The 23,793-nt window shown below is 55.4% G+C and carries 18 protein-coding genes, 1 rRNA gene and 1 riboswitch; of the genes, 4 read left to right on the top strand and 15 right to left on the bottom strand.

Annotated features, from left to right (window positions below):
* Window positions 1-69 precede the first annotated feature (69 nt).
* The 5 genes from F3J28_RS15735 to pgi all read right to left on the bottom strand — a co-directional run bounded on the left by F3J28_RS15735 (window position 70) and on the right by pgi (window position 5,869).
* Complete coding sequence (locus F3J28_RS15735; protein WP_166877617.1) at window positions 70-2,166, bottom strand: YjbH domain-containing protein; 2,097 nt, start codon at window positions 2,164-2,166, stop codon at window positions 70-72.
* Window positions 2,166-2,903: a capsule biosynthesis GfcC family protein gene (locus F3J28_RS15740; protein ID WP_166877620.1), complete on the bottom strand. Its 738-nt coding sequence runs from the start codon at window positions 2,901-2,903 to the stop codon at window positions 2,166-2,168. The genes F3J28_RS15735 and F3J28_RS15740 overlap by 1 nt, the downstream gene beginning before the upstream one ends.
* Window positions 2,900-3,538: a YjbF family lipoprotein gene (locus F3J28_RS15745; protein ID WP_166877623.1), complete on the bottom strand. Its 639-nt coding sequence runs from the start codon at window positions 3,536-3,538 to the stop codon at window positions 2,900-2,902. Before F3J28_RS15745 ends, F3J28_RS15740 begins: the two co-directional genes overlap by 4 nt.
* Window positions 3,539-3,600: 62 nt before the next feature.
* Complete coding sequence (gene yjbE, locus F3J28_RS15750; RefSeq protein WP_008455862.1) at window positions 3,601-3,852, bottom strand: exopolysaccharide production protein YjbE; 252 nt, start codon at window positions 3,850-3,852, stop codon at window positions 3,601-3,603.
* Between the two features lie 367 nt (window positions 3,853-4,219).
* The gene (gene pgi / locus F3J28_RS15755; RefSeq protein ID WP_008455864.1) at window positions 4,220-5,869 is read right to left on the bottom strand and encodes a glucose-6-phosphate isomerase; all 1,650 of its coding nucleotides are present in this window, start codon (window positions 5,867-5,869) and stop codon (window positions 4,220-4,222) included.
* Between the two features lie 239 nt (window positions 5,870-6,108).
* Window positions 6,109-6,328: riboswitch (Lysine riboswitch) on the top strand.
* Window positions 6,329-6,430: 102 nt separating this feature from the next.
* Between pgi and lysC the strand changes: the two genes are divergently transcribed.
* The 3 genes from lysC to F3J28_RS15770 all read left to right on the top strand — a co-directional run bounded on the left by lysC (window position 6,431) and on the right by F3J28_RS15770 (window position 9,170).
* Window positions 6,431-7,780 (top strand): lysine-sensitive aspartokinase 3, encoded by a 1,350-nt coding sequence (gene lysC / locus F3J28_RS15760; protein WP_166877625.1) that lies wholly within the window; start codon window positions 6,431-6,433, stop codon window positions 7,778-7,780.
* 93 nt (window positions 7,781-7,873) lie between these two features.
* Entirely contained in the window at window positions 7,874-8,806 is a 933-nt protein-coding gene (gene panS, locus F3J28_RS15765; RefSeq protein WP_039299431.1) for a ketopantoate/pantoate/pantothenate transporter PanS, read from the top strand.
* Between the two features lie 91 nt (window positions 8,807-8,897).
* Entirely contained in the window at window positions 8,898-9,170 is a 273-nt protein-coding gene (locus F3J28_RS15770; protein WP_008455871.1) for a YjbD family protein, read from the top strand.
* A gap of 1 nt (window position 9,171) precedes the next feature.
* Here F3J28_RS15770 and rluF read toward each other — a convergent pair whose 3' ends face one another.
* From rluF to metH, 5 genes are all read right to left on the bottom strand, one after another.
* Window positions 9,172-10,050 carry a 23S rRNA pseudouridine(2604) synthase RluF gene (rluF, locus tag F3J28_RS15775; protein ID WP_008455873.1) on the bottom strand — a complete coding sequence of 293 codons (879 nt, stop codon included), beginning with the start codon at window positions 10,048-10,050 and terminating at the stop codon, window positions 9,172-9,174.
* 65 nt (window positions 10,051-10,115) lie between these two features.
* Window positions 10,116-10,430: a CcdB family protein gene (locus F3J28_RS15780; RefSeq protein ID WP_008455875.1), complete on the bottom strand. Its 315-nt coding sequence runs from the start codon at window positions 10,428-10,430 to the stop codon at window positions 10,116-10,118.
* Entirely contained in the window at window positions 10,430-10,693 is a 264-nt protein-coding gene (locus tag F3J28_RS15785) for a type II toxin-antitoxin system CcdA family antitoxin (protein WP_166877628.1), read from the bottom strand. The genes F3J28_RS15780 and F3J28_RS15785 overlap by 1 nt, the downstream gene beginning before the upstream one ends.
* Window positions 10,694-10,729: 36 nt before the next feature.
* Window positions 10,730-12,361, bottom strand: coding sequence for a Na/Pi cotransporter family protein (locus F3J28_RS15790; protein ID WP_008455880.1), 1,632 nt, complete (start codon window positions 12,359-12,361; stop codon window positions 10,730-10,732).
* Window positions 12,362-12,630: 269 nt separating this feature from the next.
* Window positions 12,631-16,314, bottom strand: a complete 3,684-nt coding sequence (metH, locus tag F3J28_RS15795; RefSeq protein ID WP_166877631.1) for a methionine synthase — start codon at window positions 16,312-16,314, stop codon at window positions 12,631-12,633.
* A gap of 193 nt (window positions 16,315-16,507) precedes the next feature.
* On the opposite strand from metH, the gene iclR reads away from it, so the two are divergent.
* Complete coding sequence (iclR, locus tag F3J28_RS15800; RefSeq protein WP_166877634.1) at window positions 16,508-17,341, top strand: glyoxylate bypass operon transcriptional repressor IclR; 834 nt, start codon at window positions 16,508-16,510, stop codon at window positions 17,339-17,341.
* Here the strand turns inward: iclR and aceK are convergent.
* From aceK to rrf, 5 genes are all read right to left on the bottom strand, one after another.
* Window positions 17,338-19,080, bottom strand: coding sequence for a bifunctional isocitrate dehydrogenase kinase/phosphatase (gene aceK, locus F3J28_RS15805; protein WP_166877637.1), 1,743 nt, complete (start codon window positions 19,078-19,080; stop codon window positions 17,338-17,340). The two genes, iclR and aceK, sit on opposite strands and share 4 nt — an antisense overlap.
* Window positions 19,081-19,137: 57 nt before the next feature.
* A complete protein-coding gene (gene aceA / locus F3J28_RS15810) occupies window positions 19,138-20,445 on the bottom strand; it encodes an isocitrate lyase (RefSeq protein WP_166877640.1) in 1,308 nt (435 codons plus the stop codon).
* A 30-nt stretch (window positions 20,446-20,475) separates the two neighbouring features.
* Window positions 20,476-22,074, bottom strand: coding sequence for a malate synthase A (aceB, locus tag F3J28_RS15815; protein ID WP_166877643.1), 1,599 nt, complete (start codon window positions 22,072-22,074; stop codon window positions 20,476-20,478).
* A 245-nt stretch (window positions 22,075-22,319) separates the two neighbouring features.
* Window positions 22,320-23,249 (bottom strand): homoserine O-acetyltransferase MetA, encoded by a 930-nt coding sequence (gene metA / locus F3J28_RS15820; protein WP_039289281.1) that lies wholly within the window; start codon window positions 23,247-23,249, stop codon window positions 22,320-22,322.
* A 424-nt stretch (window positions 23,250-23,673) separates the two neighbouring features.
* Window positions 23,674-23,789: ribosomal RNA gene (gene rrf / locus F3J28_RS15825) — 5S ribosomal RNA — on the bottom strand.
* Between the last annotated feature and the right edge of the window lie 4 nt (window positions 23,790-23,793).

Genomic DNA, 23,793 nt, shown 5'->3' on the forward strand with positions numbered 1-23,793 from the left:
TATTGTGGTCTTGAGAGGCTGTTATACGTCTAAAATGTGATCTTGATCTAGTTTATTTACTTACCTTCGTTAGCGGAAATTTTCGCTGCGGTCGCTGGTCACCCCATACAGGTCAAACTTACGGCCCAGCATCTGCCCGCCGTCACGCGTCAGCGGTGTCCAGGTCACCTGCGCCCGGCTGCGGGTTGGGTAAGCCGAGAAGATATCCAGCGGCACATTGATGTAGAAACCTTTGGTGAAGTCCCCCTCGCCATACTCTTTCTTCGACACGTTGGTGATGGTGGCGTAGGTGCCCACCACGATCCCGCTGTCAAAGTGTTTGGAAATCTCCAGCGTGCCGCCTTTATCCTGCGCCAGATACTGGCCGATACTGAGCTTAACCAGCACATCCTGAGCAAACGGCGGTGTCCAGTAGCCGGTGATATGCCCTGTTTTGGCGCTGTAGTCGGTAAATTTCATCATGTCCTGCGAACTGCGCCAGTCACGCTGTTTGACGTAGTTGCCGTTGACGCCGATCGCCCAGTTGCTGTCCACCGGACGGTAAAGCAGCTCGGCCCCCGCCCCGCCGTACATGGTTTCCAGATAGCCCGCATAAACCTGGCCGTAAATCCCATGCCCGAAATACTGGAAGTAGTTGGCCTGCAGGTTGTTGATGTAAACATCGTTTTCTACATATTCGCGAACGTGGGTACGCACGCGCGGCAGCGTAGAATCCATTGGCGGATTGGTGTAGTTAAATTTGTCGTAGTTATTGGCGACGTTGGCAAACAGGCTGCCGCTGGTTAACAGGTGATCCGTCAGCCAGTAATCGACGTTCCCCATCACCCCGACCTGGTACATATAGAAGCTTTCCGGGCCGCCGATAGACTGGTTGAGAATCGGATCTACCGAATAATTAAAGCGCGACTTCTCGATGTAATATCCCTGTTCGGTGCTTTCTGGCACTACCGGCTCAACGCGTTTTTGTACCAGCGTCGTTTCCTGCCCCAGCGGCTCCCCCTCAAGGTGCCGACGCAGGCTGGCCACGTCCGTTTCAGTGGTAACCTGCGGCATATTAATCCGGCTTTCGGTAATGCGGATGGTGCGAATATTATCCGGCAGGTCATTCATCACGATGCGGTTGGCGCGTTCGATGCCTTCGCGGGAGTTGCGGTATTTCACCTGCTCGCCCGTGACGTAGAGCGTATCCCCTTTGACCTGAATGTTCGGGTTGATCAGCCCGGCGTTGTATTTCAGGTCGGTCAGCTGATTGGCCACCACGTTGTGCTGCAGAATTTCGTCCTGCGGGTGCGGCTGGTACTCAGGACGACGGGAATCGTTGTACCCCGGCTTGAGGTCATTGAAGTTGGTGCGGAGCGTCACGCCAAACATAAAGGTGTTGCCGCGCTCGTAGCTCATGTTCACGTCGGCCCAGTCGGTCACCCGGTAGATAGCGCCGACGTTAACGCTGCTGCGCTGGTCTATTTTCCCCGCAAACTCATGGCTGTAGTTGTTGCCCTCATATTCAACCTTCAGCCTGAGTGGCTGCCACGGCGTCTGGTACTCTACGCCGCCAAACAGCGACGTCGGGCCGTGAAACATGCCGCTAAAGTTGAAGGAGCCCGCCATTTGGTAGCTGTTATCCCGGTGGCAGTACTTGTCGCTGTATTCACAGAGCGGGTTTTTGATGTTGCCGCTGGTGCCTAAATACCCCCAGCCCATGCCAAGGCTGAAGTCGAATGGCCCCCAGGCTTTGCTCGCCACCACATATTCACCGTCAAACAGCCCGGTGCCGCCCAGGTCACGAATACCGGCAGAGACCTGAGGCAGCCAGTAGCCCTCTTCCCACAGGCGGAATTTCACGTCAAACGCTTTGTCTTTATAGGTCTGGTCACCCGAGAAAGCCTTCACGCTACTGTAGTGACGTGTGCGCACGTCGGTGTAGCGCAGCGTGGCCTCCATCCAGGGGAAAAGCTGCATGGAGGCGGAGTAGAAGCGGTACTGATCGTTGTCGCGGTAGTTGAGATTAAATTCGCCCTCAGGCGCCATGCGCGCCGTCGGCGTTTGCAGCAGACCCGCGCCGCCAAAGTCTGCCTGCGAAGGGCCAACGGGAGCCGGATACGTTTCGGCGCGGCAGGCGGAAGTCACCGCCAGCGCAATCAGGCTATACAGGTAACGTTTTTTCATTAATCCGGTATCCGATGGGTCAGGGTATTAAGAATCTGCTGGTTCAGCTCATCAAAGGTGGAGCTGAAAAGGCGGTCAGAGAATCCCACAAAGATGAGGCTACCTGGCGATGGTTCTCTATGGCGTTTATTCCAGTAAGCAACTGGCGCTTTTTCGATTTTGCCGTCCGGGTAAATCACCCAGGCATAACTTCTTTCGGCCCCGCTCAACAGGCTGACGTCGTCCAGATAGTCATCCACGCTGCGTCCGGGGGTAAAAGGTTTCACGCCGGGAGAACTGACTAATCCCACCAGGGTGATGGTTGTGGGCTGCGGGCCGGCCCAAAGACTGTATTCCCCCTGAAGCGGCACGTTTGATTGTGGGCGAAGGCGAACCCAGTCGGGGTCCAGATTGACAAACTGCCGCCCGGTCACATGCATAGCGCTGAGCTGCTGGCGCAGTCCGTTGATTGCCGCGCCGTCATCTCCGCCTTCGTCCGCTGCCACTTCAGCCAGGCGCGCCAGAAGCTGCTGGTGTTTTTGCTCTTCTGCGGCGCTTGCCTGCCGGGTGCTAATCACCGCCGCAGGCCACCAGGTGCGGCTTAACGCAGGGTTAGTCACCAAATCCGCCAGCCTGGCGGCATCTTTAATCACCCGCGGCTGCGTTTGCGGTTGGGTATAGACCGTCACGGTACTTTCTGCGTGGGTAAAGGCGCTGGCAAAAAGCAGAGCCATAAACGTAAAGGGGAGTTTTTTCATTGTTTTGCCGCCTTCACAAGAAGCGTGGTAATGGGCCAGTAGCCGGGGCCAAGGTACTGTTTTGATTTGCGGATTTGGCCTTCATCATCCACCCAATAGCGGTTCGTCCAGCTTTTCCCGAGCGCGGTTACCTCTTCTTCCAGGACGCGTACTTTGGTCACGCTACTGCCAAGCTTCACCGTGTCGGTGCCGTCAAATTCAAAGGTGGACGTTGCGGTGGCGTAGCGAACCTGCTGGCGTTCAGTCCAGGCCATCTGCCGGGTCCAGCTCGCGCCATCCTTAATCTGTTTCACGTTCGCCAGCGGGTCACGGGCCAGGTTGGTCACTTCCGTCAGGTTGTCGCCCAGCCCGGAGGTTTTCACAATGCGGCCGTTCTGCGTGACGATGACCGATCTGTCCTGCGTCACCCACTTCTGCTGGCCGTCTTCGTTATAGGCGAGCACCACAAACAGCTGCGGGCCGTTGTTGATGCTCATGTACTGGCTCGCGTAGCGCATCTCGGCAATTTCATCGTCGGTAAGCTGCACGCCCCCACCTCCGGCAATACTGTTCCAAAGCGAGGTGCCAAGCCCTCTGGTGGTCGCTGAGCACGCCTGGAGTAACAGACAGACAAAGAGTATTGCGAGTCGCTGCACGGTGATTCCCCGATTTAAAATAACCACACCGAAGTGTGGTTATGGTTAAAAACACCCAAACGTTAACGGGTGGTGGTGCTGGTCGTCGTGGTTGTGGTGGTTCCGGTGTTTGAACCGTCGCCGCCACCGGTTGCGGCTAATGCCACACCGACCGCAGAACCAACAGTGCTGGCGCTGGTTGCAGCAGAACTGCCTGCAGACACAGACGTCGCCTGCGCGCCGGCCGCATCACCCACAGCTACAGGGTCAGCATTCGCCGCGCCGGCGGCAGCCAGCGTAAATATGGCTAAAGCGCCATAAAGGGTTTTTCTCATTACAATTTCCCTTCATTGAATGAATGGAGATTTACCTGAAAAGGTTTCAGGCGCGATCGAGTATACACAACACAATGTGATGAATTAGCCTGCAGGAAATAAGGAGTGAACTTTAAGAAAAAGAGTAAAAATCAAGACCTGAGTTATATTTTAATAAAAATAAATCAAATAAAAACAATTATTTATTAATGTATTTTAGAAAGATCAATTCAATATAATCTTAAATTAAAGACCTGACAAAGCGGTGGGAAAATCATTTTTCGGATTAACCTCAGGGTGGCAATGTCGAGAATTATGACGACAAGGGGATAACTCTTATAAAAAATATGCCAGCACGAGGCTGGCATATTTACATCACGCGGTTTAATTAATCACGCCATGCTTTATAGCGGTTAATCAGGCCGTTGGTTGAGCTGTCGTGGCTGGCGATTTGTTTGTCGTCACCCAACTCTGGCAGGATGCGGTTAGCCAGCTGTTTGCCCAGCTCCACGCCCCACTGGTCGAAGGTGAAGATGTTCAGGATCGCGCCCTGGGTGAAGATTTTGTGTTCGTAAAGTGCAATCAGCGCGCCCAGGCTGAACGGGGTAATTTCGCGCAGCAGGATAGAGTTGGTTGGGCGGTTGCCTTCGAACACTTTGAACGGCACAACGTGGTCCAGCGTAGCCGGATCTTTACCCTGGTCACGGTATTCCTGCTCAACCACTTCACGGGATTTCCCGAACGCCAGCGCTTCGGTCTGTGCGAAGAAGTTAGACAGCAGTTTTGGATGGTGATCCGACAGCGCGTTATGGCTGATAGCCGGTGCGATGAAGTCGCAAGGCACCATTTTGGTCCCCTGGTGAATCAGCTGGTAGAACGCGTGCTGCCCGTTGGTACCCGGCTCACCCCAGATAATTGGGCCAGTCTGGTAGTCCACGGCGTTGCCGTTGCGGTCAACGTACTTACCGTTGGACTCCATGTTGCCCTGCTGGAAGTAGGCGGCAAAGCGATGCATGTACTGGTCGTATGGCAGAATCGCTTCAGTTTCAGCACCGAAGAAATTGTTGTACCAGATGCCGATCAGCGCCAGCAGAACCGGCAGGTTTTGCTCGGCAGGCGTGGTGGAGAAGTGTTTGTCCATCGCGTGCGCGCCGGACAGCAGCTCAACAAAGTTGTCGAAGCCCACGGACAGAATGATGGACAGGCCAATCGCGGACCACAGAGAGTAGCGGCCGCCAACCCAGTCCCAGAATTCGAACATGTTTGCGGTGTCGATACCAAACTCACCGACGGCTTTCCCGTTGGTGGACAGCGCAGCGAAGTGTTTTGCCACGTGCTTTTCATCGCCAGCGGCACGCAGGAACCAGTCACGCGCGCTGTGGGCGTTAGTCATCGTTTCCTGAGTGGTGAAGGTTTTAGAGGCCACCAGGAACAGCGTGGTTTCCGGGTTAACTTTCTTCAGCACTTCGGCAATGTGGGTACCGTCAACGTTGGACACAAAGTGCATGTTGAGGTGATTTTTGTATGGACGCAGCGCTTCGGTAACCATGAATGGGCCGAGGTCAGAGCCGCCGATACCGATGTTAACCACGTCGGTGATGGCTTTGCCGGTGTAGCCTTTCCAGTTCCCGCTGATGATACTTTCAGAGAAGGCTTTCATCTTCTCAAGCACCGCGTTCACTTCCGGCATCACGTCTTTGCCATCGACCACGATAGGCGTGTTGCTGCGGTTACGCAGCGCAACGTGCAGCACGGCGCGGTCTTCGGTGCGGTTGATTTTCTCGCCGGCGAACATGGATTTGATCGCGCTCTGCAGATCGGTTTCTTTCGCCAGCGCCTGCAGTTTTTCGAGAGTTTCGGTGGTGATGCGGTTTTTGGAGAAGTCCACCAGCATCAGGTCATCGAAGGTTGCGGAGAACTTGCTGAAGCGGTCGTTATCTTTCGCGAACAGGTCGGAAAGCGTAACGTCTTTCATCTCATCGTAATGTTTCTGGAGTGCCTGCCAGGCAGAGGTCTGCTTCGGGTTGATGTTTTTCATAGCAATACTCTTCTGATTTGAGAATTGTGACTTCGGTCGATTGTAGCGCCTGCAGGCAAAAATTGTGATTGATTTTATGCCATTAACCGAGGGTTTCCCGTAACCCCCTAAAAAGCGGCAAAAATACCCTCTTATAAGTTAAATTCCTGATTACCGATTTAACATGAAAAATCCGCATAACCCCGCAGTTGACATGCCTTCGCCGAAGCTTTATTTATTAGGCGCTACCTGCGCGTGCGCAGGCCAGAAGAGGCGCGTTGCCCAGAAAATCGTATCCGAGAAACCAGTAACAAGGACGATACGTGAGGGGGAGCAACGCCGAGATGATGAAGCGGCTGGTCACGCTTATTGTCGGCTGCAGGGGCTGAATCCTCTGGGTTGTCACCAGAAACGTTCGCAGTCGAGCGTTTCATATCCGGCTCCAAAGCTGGATAGACAAGGTGGAGCACTTCTGGGTGATATCGTAGTTCTCCTGCTCTGCGCCCACCCGTTTACCGCTCTTCCCTTGTGCCAAGGCTGAATACTTTTTTGCCAGTTAATGGCCCCTGACACGAGGTAGTTATGTCTCAAACCGTAGTCGCCAAATTTGGTGGGACCAGCGTCGCCGATTTCGACGCGATGAACCGCAGCGCCGATGTGGTGCTGGCCGATAGCCACGTCCGCGTGGTGGTGCTTTCCGCCTCCGCTGGCGTGACTAACCTGCTGGTTGCTCTGGCCGAAGGCCTCGAAGCGACCGAGCGCTTCGTCAAGCTCGATGCCATCCGCAAAATCCAGTACAACATCGTTGAGCGTCTGGCGAATCCGGACGTTATTCGCGAAGAAATCGACCGCCTGCTTGAAAACATCACGACCCTTGCGGAAGCCGCCTCTCTGGCGACCTCCACCGCGCTGACCGATGAACTGGTCAGCCACGGCGAATTAATGTCCACCCTGCTATTCGTGGAAATTCTGCGTGAACGTCAGGTGGAAGCGCAGTGGTTCGACATTCGTAAAGTCATGCGCACCAACGACCGCTTCGGCCGTGCCGAACCGGATATCGTCGCGCTGGCGGAACTGGCAAGCCAGCAGATGATGCCGCGCCTCGCGGAATCCCTGGTGATCACTCAGGGCTTTATCGGGAGCGAAGAAAAAGGCAGAACGACCACGCTTGGCCGCGGCGGCAGTGACTATACCGCCGCGCTGCTTGGTGAAGCGTTAAATGCCGCGCGCGTAGATATCTGGACCGACGTGCCGGGCATCTACACCACCGATCCGCGTATGGTACCTGCGGCAAAACGCATTGACCGCATCGCCTTTGAAGAAGCCGCTGAAATGGCGACCTTTGGCGCGAAAGTCCTGCACCCGGCCACGCTGCTGCCCGCCGTGCGCTGCGACATTCCGGTGTTCGTTGGCTCCAGCAAAGATCCTGCTGCTGGCGGAACTTTGGTATGCAAAAAAACGGAAAATCCACCGCTCTTCCGCGCCCTTGCGGTACGTCGCAAGCAAACGCTGCTGACGCTGCACAGCCTGCACATGCTCCATTCCCGTGGTTTCCTCGCGGAAGTGTTCAGCATTCTGGCTCGCCATAATATTTCAGTGGATCTGATCACCACCTCCGAAGTGAGCGTGGCGTTGACTATGGACACCACAGGCTCTACCTCCACCGGCGACAGCCTGCTGACCACCGCGCTACTCACCGAGCTTTCATCGCTGTGCCGCGTGGAAGTCGAAGAGAACCTGGCGCTGGTGGCCATCATCGGCAATAAGCTGTCCCAGGCCTGTGGCGTAGGCAAAGAAGTGTTCGGCGTGCTCGACCCGTTCAACATCCGCATGATTTGCTACGGCGCGTCCAGCTACAACCTGTGCTTCCTGGTGCCTGGCGACGATGCCGAGCAGGTCGTGCAGAAACTGCACCGCAACCTGTTTGAATAACCGTCCAATCCATGCCATGAATACAGAAAGCCGGGCTCGCACCCGGCTTTTTTTATAACCATAAAACAACACAAACTCTGCAAGGACACCGCTATGATCGCCACCCTAACCCGGCTGTTCCCGCTTTGGGCGCTGCTGCTCTCCGTCGCTGCGTATTATACCCCCTCAACCTTTACCCCAATTGGCCCGTGGGTCAGCACGCTGCTAATGCTTATTATGTTTGGCATGGGCGTCCACCTGCGACTTGAAGACTTTAAACGCGTGCTGTCCCGCCCGGCCCCGGTAGCTGCAGGCATTTTTCTGCATTACCTGGTGATGCCGCTGGCGGCGTGGCTGCTGGCAATGTTGTTCCATATGCCGCCCGACCTGTCAGCCGGGATGGTGCTGGTCGGCAGCGTAGCCAGCGGCACGGCGTCCAACGTCATGATTTACTTGGCCAAAGGTGATGTTGCGCTCTCCGTAACAATATCTTCTGTTTCTACGCTGGTCGGCGTATTTGCCACACCGCTGCTAACCCGTCTCTATGTCGACGCCGACATTAAAGTCGATGTGATGGGCATGCTGGTCAGTATTCTGCAAATCGTCATCATCCCGATTGGCCTTGGCCTGATTGTGCATCACCTGTTTCCACGCCTGGTAAAGCGCGTGGAACCGTGGCTGCCTGCGTTTTCCATGCTTTGTATTCTCGCCATCATTAGCGCAGTTGTGGCAGGTTCGGCGTCACACATCGCTTCCGTTGGTCTGGTGGTGATTGTCGCGGTGATTCTGCATAACACCATTGGCCTGCTCGGCGGTTACTGGGGCGGGCGGCTGTTTGGGTTTGACGAGTCGACCTGTCGGACGCTGGCCATCGAAGTGGGGATGCAGAACTCCGGTCTTGCGGCCACGTTGGGTAAAATTTACTTCTCGCCGCTCGCAGCGCTGCCCGGCGCGCTGTTCTCCGTCTGGCACAATCTGTCCGGCTCTCTGCTGGCCGGGTATTGGTCCGGCAAAGCGATAACGCCGAAGCCAGACGGCAAAAAATAATCGTTAAAAGCCTGCTGATGCAGGCTTTTTTGTCTCGTCGGCGCGGTGGGTTTGTTTTACACTGAAGGTCCTTTCCTGGGAGATTGCAACGATGGCCACAGCCAGACTGACACAGCAAGACATGACGGAAAGCGAACAGCGTGAGCTAAAAACGCTGCTGGATCGCGCCCGCATTGCCCACGGTCGTACGTTGACCAACTCAGAGACTAATCAGGTAAAAAAAGAGTACATCGACAAGCTGATGGCGGAACGAGCGCTGGCGGCTAAGAAAGCTCGCCAGCTGAAGAAACAAAATGCCTTAAAGCCGGATACGACGACGACTTATTCATGGTCAGCCAACAACCATACGCGAGGCAAACGCTAGTTTAACGGCCCTTTTTCTTCCGGCCTGGAGAAGCAAAGCGTTTACGCGAGGCAAGCTCAGCGGGCGTTTTGGCTGAGCTTTTCGGGCCGCTTACCAACGGTTTTTTCGCCGCCGGGCTGGCCGCTTTTGGCTTCGCTTTTTTAGCCGGTTTCGCCTCAGAGGACGAATCCTCAATCAGCTTAAACAGCTCAATCAGTTCATCATCCGTCAGGTCGCGCCATTCCCCAAGCGGGATCCCAGTGAGATTAACGTTCATGATGCGCGTACGCTCCAGCTTCGTCACTTCATAGCCAAAGTGTTCACACATGCGGCGGATCTGGCGGTTCAGCCCCTGAACCAGGGTGATGCGAAACGCAAACGGCGCTTCTTTTTTAACTTTGCATTTCTTGGTGACGGTGCCCAGAATCGGTACGCCTGCCCCCATACCACGAATAAACTCGTCGGTAACCGGCTTGTTCACCGTGACCACGTACTCTTTCTCATGGTCGTTCCCGGCACGCAGAATTTTGTTCACCAGGTCGCCGTGGTTGGTGAGGAAAATCAGCCCCTGAGAATCTTTGTCCAGGCGTCCAATGGGGAACACGCGCTTGCTGTGGTTCACATAGTCCACGATGTTGTCTTTCTCGCCGTCTTCCGTGGTGCTTACAATTCCCACCGGCTTATTCAGCGCAATGAGCACCAGGTCTTCTTCGTTGCGGGGTTCGATGAGCTGACCATTCACCTTCACGCTGTCGCCGGCAAAAACCTGATCGCCAATTTTGGCGCGTTTGCCGTTAATAAAAACGTTGCCCTGTTCGATGTAGCGATCGGCGTCACGGCGTGAGCAGATCCCGCTCTCGCTGATGTATTTGTTAAGACGAATAGATGAATTAGTCAGCATGGCTCCTCCGAAAACCCAGGACTATACCTTACCCGCAGGGCGTTGCGAACCGCAAAATGGGCTTGTTAGTAACCCTGAATCATAAAATCAACGGCGCCACACAGCTCATCTCTGTAATGCGTCAAATCCGCGACTGAAGCACCGAGTTCTTTAAGCGGAATACCTGCCATCATGTGAGTCATCGCCACGCAAGGCTGCCCCTCAATCGTCACGATGGGGCAGATTTTTTCTGGAGGCATGGCACCCAGTAATTCGCGTTCAATAACGGGAATGACCAGGACATGCTTTAAGGCATCAGCAATGGGGTGCTGCATATTGATGAGATAAGGATACGTTTTCTTCCCTGCGCCAGTATTTTCGTAGGCGTGAAACTGTTCCATCAGAAGCTCCTCTGAAAATCACTGAACGAGCCGTGCTCCTCAACAAACTCATTAAGCGCGGCAATCTTTTCCTGATTATCCTTGAGCCACTCAGCCCGAGCGTTTTCGCGAAATTTCTCGATTAATGCCTCGGTCAGTACCGCCGAGATATTTAGTTTCAGCTTACGGGCCTCATCCAGAATCTCCGGCGCTAGCGTGACATTCACCGATTTTTTAGCGGCTGCACTTTCAACACGCATATTAACCCCCATTGTAATGCGCATACATTATTCAATTATAGAGCGATACCGGGTTGACGATCAATATTCATCCCGCTCGTCGTCATCGTCCGGTTGGTCCAGCACGCTGTAGGCAACGGAACAGAACAACGAGTTCAGGCGCTTCATGTCCCCCAGCAGCCCGAGGTGCAGCGAGCTGGTCTCGATGCTCTGCACGTTCTGCTGGTGCAGGCGATCAACGTGGGCATGGGAGTAGCGGCGGTTCATGATGCGGAAGCGGTGTTTGTTCCGGCGCAGCCGGCGGGCACTGCCCAGGTCACTCGAGAAGAACACCGACAGGCTCAGCTGCAGGTTGCTGATCAACTGCTGGAGCAGGTTATCCAGCTCGGTCAGGCCGTCCGGCGAGAAGGCCCGGCGAGCGGCGAGAGATTTATCCGCCACCTCGCTGCCCATACGTTCGATGATGTCCGCCGCCTGCTCCAGGTTCAGCGACATTTCGATGATTTCCGCCCAGCGGCGCGACTCCATTTCCGCCAGATCTTCCTTCGGCATCTGCGCAAGGTAAAGTTTGATGGCGGTATACAGCACGTCCACGTCGTCGGCCAGCTTGCGCAGCTCTTTTTCCTGGCGCGGCTCGCCGTGCATCACCTTGCTCCAGGTTTCCAGCATCTGCTCCAGCACGTCGCCCATCCTCAGGGTTTCCCGCGCGGCGTTAGATAACCCCAGCGCGGGAGTATCCAGCGCCGTAGGATCGAGGTGCTTCGGCTTCATTCGGGCGTCGACTTCCGGCGCTTCGCTGATCACCCGGCGGCAGAAGCGTGCCATTGGCTCGGCAAACGGCACCATTACCAGGCAACGAATCAGGTTGTAGAACACGTGGAAGTAGATAACCAGTTCAGACTCCGGCAACGGCAGGTGGTGCATCAGCCGGGCCAGGACATGCACAAACGGCAGCACCAGCAGGCTGCCCACCAGCTTGAACAGCAGGCTGCCCAACGCCACACGACGGGCGGCAGCATTCGCAGCGCTGTTATTGATCATTGCCAGCAGGCCGGAGCCGAGGTTAGCCCCGATGACCAGACACAGCGCCACATCAAACGAGATCACGCCGGTGGAGGTCAGCGTGGCCGTCAACAGGACAGCAGCCAGGCTCGAATAGCTGATAATGGCAAACATCGCGCCAATCAGCGCGTCGAGCATGATGTCGCCGGTCAGGGAAGCAAAGATCACCTGAACGCCGTTCGCCTGGGTAATCGGCGTAACGGCCCCCACAATCAGCTCGAGCGCCAGCAGAATAAGACCTAGGCCAATCCCCACGCGGCCAAGCTGCCCGGCGCGAGTCTGCTTGCGGCTGAGGAAGAAGATTACGCCGATGAAAATCAGCAGCGGCGAAAGCCACGAAAGATCGAAAGTCAGGATACGCGCCATTAGCGCTGTACCGACATCAGCTCCCAGCACAATCACCAGCGCAGGGGCGAGCGCCACCAAATCCTGGGCAACGAACGAGGTCACCAGCATGGTGGTGGCATTACTGCTCTGCACCAGCGCGGTCACGCCTATCCCGGCGCAGAAGGCGAGCGGTTTCTTTTCTACGCTGTGGCTAAGCACACTGCGCAGGTTGGCACCGTAAACGCGCATGATACCGGTGCGCACAATGTGCGTGCCCCAGACCAGCAGCGAAACGGCGGACAGCAGGTGTAACAACGTCAGCACGGATTCTTGTTCTCCTTATATACCCGTCATACTTCAAACCGCAGGTGCGTTGACTGCACCCGCCCACCCCAGTCACATAGTTAGCTATGCTCCCGGGGATTGTCGGTCTTGTCGCCTTCCTGCAATTCGAATTATTTAGGGTAAAGTTTTTAGGGTTCCCGAAGCAAAAATAGCCACCATCCTTCAGTATAAGGGTTTAACTTCAATAAAGAGACAAGGCGCCCCCAGAGCGCCTTGTAAGTTGTAAGGAAAGATAACAGGTTTGTGAGTCAGTCGGCGTCGTACCCGAGGTTCGGCGCAAGCCAGCGTTCAACCTCGCTCACCGGCATGCCTTTGCGTCGGGCGTAATCTTCAACCTGGTCGCGCTGAATTTGCGCGACGGCGAAGTACTTGCTGTCCGGGTGGCTGAAGTACCAGCCAGAAACAGACGCACCGGGCCACATGGCGTAAGACTCGGTGAGCTTCATGCCAATCACGTTTTCGACGTCCAGCAGTGCCCAGATGGCCGCTTTTTCCGTGTGCTCCGGGCAGGCCGGGTAGCCCGGTGCCGGGCGAATGCCTTGGTAATTCTCGCGAATCAGTTCCTCGTTGCTGAGGTTTTCCGTGGCCGCGTAGCCCCAGTAAACTTTACGCACGCGCTCGTGCAGATATTCAGCAAAAGCTTCGGCCAGGCGGTCGGCAACCGCTTTCACCATGATTTTGTTGTAATCATCGTGCTGCGCATCATAAGCGCCCGCCAGCGCGTCTTCTTCAATACCGCCGGTGACCGCAAAAGCACCGATGTAGTCGGCTTTACCGCTGTATTTAGGCGCCACAAAATCGGCAATGCAGTAGTTCGGGAAGCCGTTCTTTTCCGTTTGCTGGCGCAGATGGCGGCTGAAGCCTTTCACCTGAGAGCGTGTTTCATCGACATAAATCTCCACGTCGTCCCCCACGCGATTCGCCGGGAACAGGCCGACCACGCCGCGCGGCGTCATTGTTTTCGTCCGGTGGAGCATATCCAGCATGTCGTTAGCGTCTTTAAACAGCCGTTTTGCCTCCTCGCCAACAACCTCATCTTCCAGAATGCGCGGATATTTTCCGGCCAGCGACCAGGTCATGAAGAACGGCGTCCAGTCGATGTAGTTCCTCAGCGTTTCAATGCTGGCGGTCACTTCCTGCACACCCAGCCGGTGCGGAGCCGGAGGCGTGTAGTTTTCCCAGTCGAAAGGCAGATCGTTATCCCGCGCGACTTCCAGCGTAACCGGCGGCGTGCGCGGTTTTTTACGCGCGTGCTGCGTTCGCACCACTTCGTATTCTTTGCGGGTGCGGGCGACAAATTCATCGCGCTGGGTTTCTGAAAGCAGAGCAGAAACCACGCCGACGGTGCGCGAGGCGTTCTGCACGTAGACGGTTGGCCCGCTGTAGTTCTGCTCTATTTTCACCGCCGTGTGGGCTTTTGACGTGGTTGCCCCGCCGATCAGCAGCGGCAGCGTAAAGCCCTGCCGCTCCATCTCTTTGGCCACGTTGACCATTTCGTCCAGCGACGGGGTGATAAGCCCGGACAGGCCAATGATATCGGCTCCCACTTCACGGGCGGTTTTCAAAATTTTCTCGCCGGGCACCATCACGCCAAGATCGATAATCTCGTAGTTGTTACATTGCAGCACTACGCCGACGATGTTCTTGCCGATGTCATGGACGTCGCCTTTGACGGTCGCCAGCACGATTTTACCGTTACTGCTGCCCTGCTCTTTGCTGGCTTCGATGTACGGCTCAAGGTAAGCCACCGCCTGCTTCATCACGCGGGCCGATTTCACCACCTGCGGCAGGAACATTTTCCCTTCGCCGAACAAATCCCCGACCACGTTCATTCCCGCCATCAGCGGGCCTTCAATCACTTCTATTGGACGAGTCGACTGCTGGCGGGCCTCTTCGGTATCCGCTTCGATAAACTCGGTGATGCCTTTCACCAGCGAATATTCGAGACGTTTCACTACGTCCCAGCTACGCCACTCCGCCAGTTGAGCATTGGCGCCGTCATCGCTTTTGCTGCCGCGATATTTTTCGGCCAGCTCCAGCAGACGTTCGGTGCTGTCGTCGCGGCGGTTGAGAATGACGTCTTCGACGGCATCCCGCAGTTCAGCCGGAAGATCGTCGTATATCGCCAGTTGCCCGGCGTTGACGATCCCCATGTCCATGCCGTTGCGAATTGCGTAGTAAAGGAATACCGCGTGGATGGCCTCGCGCACCGGCTCGTTGCCGCGGAAAGAGAAGGAGACGTTAGACACGCCGCCGGAGATCATCGCATGGGGCAGCTCGCGCTTAATATCTTCGCAGGCGCCGATAAAATCCTGGGCGTAGTTGTTGTGTTCTTCGATGCCGGTCGCCACCGCGAAGATGTTCGGGTCAAAGATGATGTCTTCCGGCGGGAAGCCCACCTCTTCGGTAAGAATTTTATAGGCCCGGCGGCAAATCTCGATTTTACGCTCTCGCGTATCGGCCTGGCCCACTTCATCGAACGCCATCACCACCATCGCCGCACCGTAGCGGCGTACCAGCTTCGCATGATGGATAAACGGCTCAGTGCCTTCTTTCATGGAAATAGAGTTAACGATGCCTTTGCCCTGAATGCACTTCAGCCCTTTCTCGATCACCTCCCATTTCGAGGAGTCGATCATGATGGGCACCCGGGCGATATCCGGCTCACCGGCAATCAGGTTCAGGAAACGCACCATCGCCGCTTCGGCGTCGAGCATTCCCTCGTCCATGTTGATGTCGATGATCTGCGCGCCGCTGGCGACCTGCTGCAGCGCCACGTCCAGCGCTTCGCTGTATTTCTCTTCTTTGATCAGACGCTTAAACTTTGCCGAGCCGGTAACGTTGGTGCGTTCCCCGACGTTAACGAACAGGCTGTCCGCGCCGATATTCAGCGGCTCAAGCCCGGCGAGGCGACAGGCAACCGGCAGATCGGGGAGTTTACGCGGCGCAACGCCTGCTACCGCCGCGCTCATTGCGGCGATATGCGCAGGCGTCGTCCCGCAACAGCCGCCGACAATGTTCAGGAATCCGGCCTGCGCCCATTCCCCGATCTGCTGCGCCATCACGTCCGCATCAAGGTCGTATTCACCAAAAGCGTTTGGCAGACCAGCATTAGGGTGAGCCGTCACGTAGCACTCGGCAATGCGTGACAGTTCAGCCACGTACTGTCGCAGTTCGTCCGGCCCCAGCGCGCAGTTAAGTCCGAAAGAGAGCGCGTCGGCGTGGCGCAGGGAGTTATAGAAAGCTTCCGTCGTCTGACCGGAAAGCGTACGGCCTGACGCATCGGTAATGGTGCCGGAAATCATGATCGGCAGATCAACGCCAAGCGCTTCAAACTCCGTCTTTACGGCGAAGATGGCGGCTTTAGCATTCAGGGTGTCGAAGACCGTCTCGATCATGATCAGATCGGCCCCGCCCTCCACCAGCGCTTTGGTCGATTCACGGTAAGCGGCGACCAGCTGATCAAAGGTGATGTTGCGGAAGGCCGGGTCGTTCACGTCTGGAGAAATTGATGCCGTGCGGTTGGTCGGGCCAAGCACACCGGCGACGTAACGCGGTTTTTCCGGCGTACGGGCCGCCCATTCGTCGGCACAGGCACGCGCCAGCTTAGCGGCTTCGTAGTTAATTTCCGCCGACAGCGACTCCATTTGGTAATCCGCCATTGCAATGGTGGTGGAGTTAAAGGTGTTGGTTTCGACGATGTCTGCGCCAGCTTCAAAGTAGGCATAGTGAATCGCGGCGATAATTTCCGGTTTGCTGAGCACCAGCAGGTCATTGTTGCCTTTAAGGTCACACGGCCAGTCGGCAAAACGCTCGCCGCGGAAATCACTCTCATCAAGGCGGTAGCTTTGGATCATGGTTCCCATGCCGCCGTCCAGCACCAGAATGCGCTCACTCAGTTGTTGCTTCAGCTTCTCTACGTTGTTGCTCACGCCTCACTCCCACCTGTTTTCCCTGCCTGACGGATATGCCATCCCATACTTGCACAATCTATAGGGTCGTAAAAGCCGCATATCGGGAACATGAGAGATGTTCAGCATCACTCCTCCGATCAGTCTGAGTAGCGGTTGCAAATTCGCCAAATAAAACGAAAATGATTTCCACGATACGAAAAAGGAGTCCGGTATGGTTGCTACAGTCCCCGCTAAACGAGGTAAGAAACCCCGCGCCGCCGCCGCTGCGGCTCCGGCTGCCACCGGGCAAGTGCAGTCCCTGACCCGCGGCCTTAAGCTGCTGGAGTGGATTGCCGAATCTGACGGTAGCGTGGCGCTCACCGAGCTTGCCCAGCAGGCTGGTTTGCCCAATTCCACCACCCATCGCCTGCTCACCACAATGCAGCAGTTAGGCTTTGTGCATCAGGTGGGCGATCTTGGCCACTGGACGATTGGCGCGCACGCATTTGTCGTCGGCAGCAGCTTCCTGCAAAGCCGCAATCTGCTGGCCATTGTGCACCCTATTCTGCGCAAACTGATGGAAGCCTCCGGTGAAACCGTCAACCTCGCGGTACTCGACAAGAGCGATCACCAGGCAATTATTATCGACCAGGTTCAGTGCACGCAGCTGATGCGTATGTCAGCACCTATTGGCGGCAAGCTGCCGATGCACGCATCCGGCGCGGGCAAGGCGTTTCTGGCTCAGCTAAACGACGACGAACTGACGGGCCTGCTGCACCGCAAAGGTCTGCACAGCTACACGCCAGCCACGCTGACTTCGCCACTGCATTTGAAAGAAGATTTAGCGCAAACCCGCAAGCGCGGTTATTCATTTGACGATGAAGAGCATGCCCTGGGGCTGCGCTGCGTGGCTTCGTGCATCTACGATGAACACCATGAGGCATTCGCGGCAATCTCTATTTCTGGCCCGATTTCACGCATCACCGATGACCGCGTGACGGAGCTGGGTGCGCTGGTGATCAAAGCCGCGAAGGACATTACTCTGGCTTACGGCGGCGGGCGCTAGCCCGCTCGCTTCACTTCCCCAAAGCGCTGGCTGAAGCGCTGGCGGCGGCGGTAAGCATAAACATCTTCTACATAGCCACCGCGGATGCGAGTTTGCAAAGCGCGCCAAAATTCAGCGCGGAACAGGTCGGCGTGCATTTCATCGAATAGCGGGCGAATGCGTTTATCTGCACAAAGATAGTGCCGGAACTCTTCCGGGAAAACATCTCCCGGCGAGATGCTGTACCACGGCTCCGAAGAGAGTTCATCTTCCGGGTAACGCGGCGGCGGAATATCCCGGAAATTCACCTCGGTCATGTAGCAAATTTCATCGTAATCGTAGAACACCACCCGCCCGTGACGCGTCACGCCAAAGTTTTTAAATAGCATGTCGCCAGGGAAGATATTGGCTGCCGCCAGCTGACGAATGGCATTGCCGTACTCTTCCACCGCATCCCTTAACTGCTGGCCTTCTACCTGCTCCAGCCACAGGTTAAGCGGCACCATTCGCCGCTCAATGTAGAGATGGCTGATGGCAATACGGTCGCCAAGATCGGTCAGTTTTTCAGGCACTTCTTCAAGTAGCAGCGACATGAGGTCGGAACTTATCTGCCGCTTCTCCAGCACGAAGTTTTCAAACTCCTGCGTATCCGCCATGCGCCCCACGCGGTCGTGCTCTTTTACCAGTTGGTAGCAGGCACGGACCCTTTCGGCGGTGACTTCTTTTTGCGGCGCGAATTTGTCTTTTATCACTTTAAATACGCGATCGAAGCCCGGCAGCGTGAACACCAGCATCACCATGCCGCGTATGCCGGGTGCCTCAATAAACTGCTCGGCCGTGCTGTGAATGTAGGTCAGATATTCGCGATAGCTTTCGGTTTTGCCGTGCTTCTGGCAGCCAATCGCCATGTACAGTTCGGCGGTGGTTTTTCCCGGTAAAATCTCGCGTAGCCACTCCACGAGCGCGGCGGGGAAAGGGGCATAAACCATGAAATAGGAACGCGCAAAGCCGAAAACGATACTGGCTTCGGGGGAGCTGGTCAGGCAGGTGTCTACCATTAACCGGCCATCATCGGTGCGATGGATCGGCAATAAAAAGGGAATTTTTCCTCCCGGCAGAATCAGTTTGCCAACCAGCCAGGCGGCTTTATTGCGGTAAAACAGTTCATTAGCCACTTCCAGCGTGGCCGTCTGCAATGTTTCTGCGCCGAAGGTTTCGTGCAGATGGGCGAGGATAAAACCCACATCCCGCGCAATATCCTGCCAGGGCAGGCGCAGCGGGAGATCGGAGAGCAAGGTCGTGAGCAACGTCGCCCAGCCTTGCTCCGGGAAAAAAGTTTTTGCCAGTGGGCGAGGCAGCGGCCGAAGCTGTTTGCCTGCCTGGGAGCTGAAGATAAAAAGCCGCTCGGGAGTAAGCGAGCGGTGGTCGAAGAGCCGACAATAGACAGAATTAAAAAAGCTTTCGGCAATTTCAAAACGCGGGTAATCCGGCAGAAGCCGGGTGTATTGCTCTTTCACGCGCAGTAAAAAGGCCGCGTCGGTGTTCTGCCCGCCGGTAATGCAGCGAAGCTGTTCTACGACGAGACCTACGTGGTGATCGTACAGGTTGATGCGGCTTTTCATCGCCTGTTGAACGGCGTGCCAGTCGGCCTGTTCAAAGCGCTGCTGGGCACCCGCGGTGACCTCCAGAAATCGACCGTATTGCGCGTCGAACCCCTGCAGGATGGTGTGGGCAATTAACAACTCCAGCCTGTGTGACATTTATTTCTCCCCTCACCCCGGCCCTCTCCCAAAGGAGAGGGGGAAAATAAAGTTTGTTCAGAACTGCTCTTCTTCCGTCGAACCTGTCAGCGCCGTGACGGAAGAAGCGCCGCCCTGGATGATGGTGGTTACGCGGTCAAAGTAGCCGGTGCCCACTTCCTGCTGGTGAGAAACGAAGGTGTAGCCTTCAGAAGCGGCGGCAAATTCAGGCTGCTGTACCTTCTCAACATAGTGGCGCATGCCCTCCCCCTGCGCATAAGAGTGCGCCAGATCGAACATGTTGAACCACATGCTGTGGATCCCCGCCAGGGTGATGAACTGGTATTTGTAACCCATGTCCGACAGTTCTTGCTGGAAGGACGCGATGGTTTTGTCATCGAGATTTTTCTTCCAGTTAAACGACGGCGAACAGTTATAGGCCAGCAGTTTGCCTGGGAAGCGCGCATGGATGGCTTCCGCGAAACGGCGGGCCTGGTCCAGGTCGGGTTTAGAGGTTTCACACCAGACCAGGTCGGCATAAGGCGCGTAGGCCAGGCCGCGACTGATAGCCTGCTCAATGCCAGCGCGGGTACGATAGAAACCTTCCTGCGTGCGCTCACCGGTGATGAATTCACGGTCGTATTCGTCGCAGTCGGAGGTGATCAGATCTGCGGCATCAGCATCGGTACGGGCGATCAGCAGCGTTGGAACCCCCATCACGTCAGCCGCCAGGCGAGCAGCGGTCAGCTTCTGGATAGCTTCCTGAGTGGGGACCAGAACTTTACCGCCCATATGGCCGCATTTCTTCACCGAGGCAAGCTGGTCTTCAAAGTGCACCGCAGCGGCACCGGCCTGAATCATCGACTTCATCAGTTCGAAGGCGTTCAGCACGCCGCCAAAACCGGCTTCTGCATCGGCAACGATAGGCAGGAAGTAGTCAATGTGGCGCGGATCGCCTGGTTCAATATTGGATGCCCACTGGATCTGATCCGCACGCTGGAAACTGTTGTTGATCCGATCGACAACAGCAGGGACAGAGTTCGCCGGGTAAAGTGACTGATCCGGGTACATGCTGGACGCCAGGTTCGCGTCCGCCGCAACCTGCCAGCCGGAGAGGTAAATGGCTTCGATGCCGGCTTTAGCCTGCTGTAGAGCCTGGCCTCCGGTTAACGCCCCCAGACTGTTTACGTAGCCTTTTTTCGACTCACCGTGCAGCAGGCGCCAGAGTTTAGCCGCCCCGTGCTGTGCCAGAGTACATTCCGGGGTCAGTGAACCGCGCAGTTTCACGACGTCTTCTGCGCTATAGGTACGCTTGATGCCTTCCCAACGCGGCTGTGTCCATTCTTGTTGTACTTGTTGAATCTGTTGGCTACGAGAGGTTTTCATTTCAGATGCTCCATTTTTATAGGGTTAGGTTCAGGCAAGCAGGCGGTAGCCCGGCAGCGTCAGGAAGTCGATTAACTCTTCTGAGGTGGTAATTTGTTCCATCAGCCGTGCAGCTTCATCGAAGCGTCCCTGGCTAAAACGCTGGTCGCCCAGCTCGTCCTGAATCACCAACATCTCTTCGGCAAGCATCTGGCGGAACAGCGCTTTCGTCACGGTCTGGCCGTTGCTTAGCGTCTTTTGGTGGTGGATCCATTGCCAGATAGAAGTACGGGAAATTTCAGCGGTCGCGGCATCTTCCATCAGCCCGTAGATAGGCACGCAGCCGTTGCCGGAGATCCACGCCTCGATGTACTGCACCGCAACGCGGATGTTAGCGCGCATACCTTCTTCAGTGCGTTCACCAGGGCAAGGTTCAAGCAACTGTGCCGCAGTAATGGGTGCATCTTCGCTGCGGCTGATGTCCAGCTGGTTCTGGCGCTCACCCAGCGCTTTGCCAAAGACCTCAACAACCGTGTCCGCCAGGCCCGGATGCGCAATCCAGGTACCATCATGGCCGTTGTTGGCCTCCATCTCTTTGTCCGCTTTGACTTTGTTGAGTACCCATTCATTACGCGCGCTGTCTTTGCTCGGGATAAAGGCCGCCATGCCGCCCATCGCAAAGGCACCGCGACGATGACAGGTCTTGATCAGCAGGCGCGAGTAGGCGTTCAGGAAAGGCTTATCCATCGTCACGGATTGCCTGTCCGGCAGGACGCGATCCGGGTGGTTTTTCAGGGTTTTGATGTAGCTGAAGATGTAGTCCCAACGGCCACAGTTCAGGCCCACTATGTGATCTTTCAAAGCATGCAGGATCTCGTCCATCTGGAAGACAGCAGGCAGTGTTTCGATCAGTAAAGTTGCTTTAATGGTGCCGCGTGGCAGATCGAAGCGATCTTCCGTAAAGCTGAAGACTTCGCTCCACCAGGCCGCTTCCTGCCATGACTGAGTTTTGGGCAGATAGAAATAAGGGCCACTGCCTTTAGCCAGCAGGGCATCCACGTTGTGGAAGAAATAGAGCCCGAAGTCAAACAGGCTGCCAGGGATCGCTTCCCCACGCCAGGTCACGTGTTTTTCAGGCAGATGCAGGCCGCGCACGCGGCAAACCAGTACCGCCGGGTCTGGCTTCAGCTGATAGATTTTTCCCGCTTCGTTTGTCCAGCTGATGGTGCCGTTAATCGCGTCGCGCAGGTTGATTTGCCCGTCAATGACTTTGCTCCAGCTCGGCGCCAGAGAATCTTCAAAGTCGGCCATAAAGACTTTTACGTTAGCATTCAGCGCGTTGATCACCATTTTTCGCTCAACCGGCCCGGTAATCTCTACCCTGCGGTCGAGCAGATCCTGCGGAATACCACGAATCTTCCAATCACTTTTACGAATGGAATCTGTTTCCGAATTGAAATCAGGAAGCTTTCCACCGTCGATGGCCTGCTGTTCAGCAATGCGAGATGCCAGCAGCTTATTGCGCTGTGGAGTAAAGCGGCTCACCAGCTCGCCGAGGAATTCTACGGCCTCCGGGGTGAGGATCTGCTTCTCTTGCTCACCAAACGGCTGGCTAAAGGCCAGCTCTTCGCTAACTGTCTGTTGTGTCATTCGGTTACTCCTTCGTCTTATCCCGTCGAGACGGCCAAAAGTGAATCGCGCACGGCTGTGCAGTTTTCATGCAACAGAATTAAGACTACTTGATGAATTTTTAAAATCAAAAACAATTTCCATTTTTAATTTTAAATTGATTTATCGTATTGATATTTATGGGATTAAAGTTTAATCAAGGAGGGAAGTGGTTTTCAGAAAAGAAAAAAGGCGCCGAAGGCGCCTGGGATGGGAAGCTGAAACGCTTAATCGAGCGTCGGGTTCATGTGGCGAAGGTCGAATGGCGTAATCTGGTAGACGTAGTAGTTCAGCCAGTTGGTGAACAGCAGATTGCCATGGCTACGCCAGGTCGCGTGAGGTTTTTTCGCCGGATCGTCGCCCGGGAAGTAGTTATAAGGTACCTCGGGCTGAAGCCCCGCATCGACATCGCGGAAGTACTCGCCGGACAGCGTCAGCGCATCATATTCCGGGTGGCCGGTCACGAACGCGATACGCTTATCCCTGCTGCCAAACAGATAGGCATCGCCCTGTTCAGTTTCTGCAAAGATCTCCAGATCGGTGTAATCCCGGATCAGCTGCGCAGGAAAATCAGCATAGCGAGAGTGAGGCGCCAGGAATGAATCATCAAACCCTCGAGTTAGCAAAGCATGGGGCTGAGTAACATGGTGCTCGTAGACGCCAGAAAGTTTTTCATCCCGTGTTTGCTTAGGAATACCGTACAAAATATTCAGCGCGGCCTGGACTGCCCAACAGACAAACAGCGTCGAGGTAACATGATCTTTGGCCCATTCCAGTACCTGCTGGATTTGCGGCCAGTAAGCCACATCATTAAATTCAACCAGTCCGAGAGGCGCACCGGTGACGATCAATCCGTCATAGTTATCGTGTTTAATGTCGTCAAAGTTACAGTAAAAGTTATTGAGGTGCTCGCCAGGGGTATGGCGAGATTCACGACTGTCGATGCGCAGCAGCTGGATATCCACCTGCAGTGGAGAGTTGGAGAGCAACCGCAGGAACTGGTTTTCCGTCTCAATTTTCTTTGGCATCAGATTCAGGATCAGTACCTTTAACGGACGTATTTCCTGATTGCTGGCGCGCGATGTCGTCATCACAAAGACGTTTTCTTCACGCAGGAAATTGACGGCTGGTAGCTCGTCCTGCACCCGAATCGGCATAACCTTATATCCTCAAAGCATACGTTTAAACGTTTAGACATCCAGACACCTGACGATACCGAGTTTATGGATCAATGTCGAGTCAGAAGCGAAAAGGTGAAAATGTTTCATTTAAGAGTGATGATGCAGAGTAGATATTTACGCTGGATTGAAGGCAAGGACGTAGTGAATATGTCTGTTTAAGGAAGGTAAAATATGAAGCGTACAAAAGCAAAAAGGCCCAGTCTTTCGACTGAGCCTTTTGCTTTTATTTGATGCCTGGCAGTTGTATGCCGGGCTGTCCTGCCCGTCACCCTGCGGGCAGCCTCCGGCTGTGCAAAATCGTTCCTGACGATTTTATCCTGCTCTCTGAGAGTAGAAAATGGCAGAAACCAGAAAACAAAAAACCCCAGCCATCAGGCTGAGGTTTTCTGTTTTATTTGATGCCTGGCAGTTCCCTACTCTCGCATGGGGAGACCCCACACTACCATCGGCGCTACGGCGTTTCACTTCTGAGTTCGGCATGGGGTCAGGTGGGACCACCGCGCTACGGCCGCCAGGCAAA

The sequence above is a fragment of the Enterobacter sp. Ap-1006 genome (assembly GCF_011752835.1).
Lineage (GTDB): Bacteria > Pseudomonadota > Gammaproteobacteria > Enterobacterales > Enterobacteriaceae > Cedecea.